This is a genomic window from Actinomadura physcomitrii, assembly GCF_008923205.2.
GTDB classification, from domain to species: Bacteria; Actinomycetota; Actinomycetes; order Streptosporangiales; family Streptosporangiaceae; genus Spirillospora; species Spirillospora physcomitrii.
Genome location: NZ_WBMS02000091.1, coordinates 1 through 2,939 on the forward strand (window position 1 = coordinate 1; position 2,939 = coordinate 2,939).

The window sequence follows — 2,939 nt, forward strand, 5'->3', positions numbered from 1 at the left end:
TTGACCACGCCGGCGGGCAGGTCGGAGGTGGCCAGTACCTCGGCGAGGGTGATCGCGGCCAGCGGTGCGGGCTGGGAGGCGACCACGACGGTGGTGTTGCCGGTGACGATCGCGGGCGCGAGTACCGATACCAGGCCCAGCAGCGGCGAGTCGGGCGCGATGACGGCGACGACACCGGCCGGTTCGGGGCTGGAGAAGTTGAAGTAGGGTCCGGCGACGGGGTTGGCGGCGCCGGCGACGGCGCCGATCTTGTCAGCCCAGCCGGCGTACCAGACCCACCGGTCGATCGCCGCGTCCACCTGCGCGGCGGCCTGGGGTTTGGAGGTGCCGGTGTGGCGGACTTCGGCGGTGAACTGGTCGCGGCGTCCTTCCAGTATCTCGGCGATGCGGTAGAGGATCTGCGCGCGGTTGTAGGCGGTGCGCCCCGCCCAGCCGCCGAACGCCGTGCGGGCGGCGGCGACCGCGTCACGGACGTCTTTGCGGGACGCCTGGGCGGCGTTGGCGACGAACCGTCCCTTGGCGTCGGTCACCGGGTAGGACCGGCCGGACTCCGAGCGGGGGAACGCGCCGGCGATGTAGAGCTTGTAGGTTTTGCGCACAGCCAGCCGTTCAGAGCGTTCAGACATTGAGGTAGGCCTCCAGCCCGTGGCGTCCGCCTTCGCGGCCGAACCCTGATTCCTTGTAGCCGCCGAACGGGGAGGCCGGGTCGAACTTGTTGAAGGTGTTGGCCCACACCACCCCGGCGCGCAGCCGCTGCGCGGTCCACAGGATCTGCGAGCCCTTCTGGGTCCAGATCCCCGCCGACAGCCCGTAGGGGGTGTTGTTGGCCTTGGTGACCGCCTCGTCGGGGGTGCGGAAGGTCAGCACCGACAGCACCGGCCCGAAGATCTCCTCCCGCGCGATCCGATGCGATTGCGCCACCCCGGTGAACACCGTCGGCGCGAACCAGAACCCCCGCTCGGGCAGCACGCACGGCGGCGACCACCGGGCCGCGCCCTCGGCCTCACCGGCGGCCGACAGCTCGCGGATCTTGTCCAGCTGGGCGGCGGAGTTGATCGCGCCGATGTCGGTGTTCTTGTCCAGCGGGTCCCCCACCCGCAGCGTCGCCATCCGCGCCTTGAGCCGGTCCAGGACCTCCTCGGCGACCGATTCCTGCACTAGGAGGCGGGAGCCGGCGCAGCACACGTGGCCCTGGTTGAAGAAGATCCCGTTGACGATGCCCTCGACGGCCTGGTCCAGCGCCGCATCTTGGTAGACGATGTTGGCGGCTTTGCCGCCCAGCTCCAGGGTCAGTTTCTTGCCGGTGCCGGCCAGGGTCCGGGCGATGCGGCGGCCCACGTCGGTGGAGCCGGTGAAGGCGACCTTGTCGATGCCGGGGTGGGCGACCAGGGCGCGGCCGGTGGCGGCGGCGCCGGTGATGATGTTGACCACCCCCGCCGGCAGGTCGGCCTGGCGGCAGATGTCGGCGAACAGCAGCGCGGTCAGCGGCGTGGTCTCGGCCGGTTTCAGCACCACGGTGTTCCCGCACGCCAGCGCCGGCGCGATCTTCCACGCCAGCATCAGCAGCGGGAAGTTCCACGGGATCACCTGCCCCGCCACCCCCACCGGACGCGGATCCACCCCGAACCCGGCATGGCGCAGTTTGTCGGCCCAGCCGGCGTAGTAGAAGAACCACGCCGCCACCAGCGGCACGTCCACATCCCGCGACTCGCGGATCGGCTTGCCGTTGTCGATCGACTCCAGCACCGCCAACTCCCGCGACCGCTCCTGGACGATCCGCGCGATCCGGTACAGGTACTTGGCGCGCTCAGCCCCCGGCATCGGCCCCCACACCCGCTCATAAGCCGTCCGGGCGGCCTGCACGGCACGGTCCACGTCCGCCTCATCGGCGCACGCGACATCGGCCAGCACGGCTTCGTCGGCCGGGTTGATCGTCTTGAACGGCTCGGCGTGCCCGTCGGTGAACTCGCCGTCGATGAACAGCCCGTAGGAGCCGCGGACATCGACCACCGACCGCGACTCCGGCGCCGGCGCGTACTCGAAAACCATGATCAATCCAGGGTGAAGTAGTCGGGACCGGAATACACACCGGTGGACAGCTTGCGGCGCTGCATCAGCAGATCGTTCAGCACGCTGGAGGCACCCAACCGGAACCATGCCGGGGACAGCCAGTCCGGCCCCGCGGTCTCGTTCACCAGCACCAGATACCGGATCGCATCCTTGCTGGTGCGGATCCCACCGGCCGGTTTCACCCCGACCTGACGCCCCGTCGCGGCCCGAAAGTCGCGCACCGCCTCCAGCATCACCAGCGTCACCGGCAGCGTCGCCGCCGGCGACACCTTGCCGGTCGAGGTCTTGATGAAATCCGCGCCCGCCCGCATCGCCAGCCACGACGCCCGCCGCACATTGTCGAGCGTGGCCAGCTCACCAGTCTCCAAGATCACCTTCAGATGAGCCCGGCCGCACGCCTCCTTCACCGCGGTGATCTCCTCGAACACCTTCACATAGTCGCCGGACAGGAACGCGCCCCGATCGATCACCATGTCGATCTCGGCCGCACCCGCCTGCACCGCCGCGCGGGTGTCGGCGAGCTTGGCCTCCAACGGCGCCCGCCCCGACGGGAACGCCGTCGCCACCGACGCCACCCCGACCCCCGACCCCGCAAGGGACCCGGCGGCGACCTCGACCATGTCGGGATACACGCACACCGCCGCCACCCGCGGCACCGACGCATCCGCCGGATCGGGCCGAGCGGCCTTGGCGCACAACGCCCGCACCTTCCCCGCCGTGTCCGCACCCTCCAACGTGGTCAAATCCACCATCGAGATCGCCAGATCGATCGCCTCGGCCTTCGCCGACGTCTTGATCGACCGGGCCGCCAACCGGGCCGCGCGCTCCTCCGCGCCGACCTGATCCACACCCGGCAGACCATGCAGGAA

General features: G+C 70.3%; 3 protein-coding genes. All 3 read right to left on the reverse strand.

Annotation, left to right across the window (positions count from 1 at the left end):
• On the reverse strand, window positions 1–626 hold a 626-nt coding region (locus F8568_RS46335; RefSeq protein ID WP_151600538.1), incomplete at its 3' end, for an aldehyde dehydrogenase family protein.
• Complete coding sequence (locus F8568_RS46340; protein WP_151600539.1) at window positions 619–2,049, reverse strand: aldehyde dehydrogenase family protein; 1,431 nt, start codon at window positions 2,047–2,049, stop codon at window positions 619–621. The genes F8568_RS46340 and F8568_RS46335, both read right to left, overlap by 8 nt.
• Window positions 2,050–2,051: 2 nt before the next feature.
• Window positions 2,052–2,939 (reverse strand): deoxyribose-phosphate aldolase (gene deoC / locus F8568_RS46345; RefSeq protein WP_151600540.1); only part of this gene is annotated, 888 nt, incomplete at its 5' end.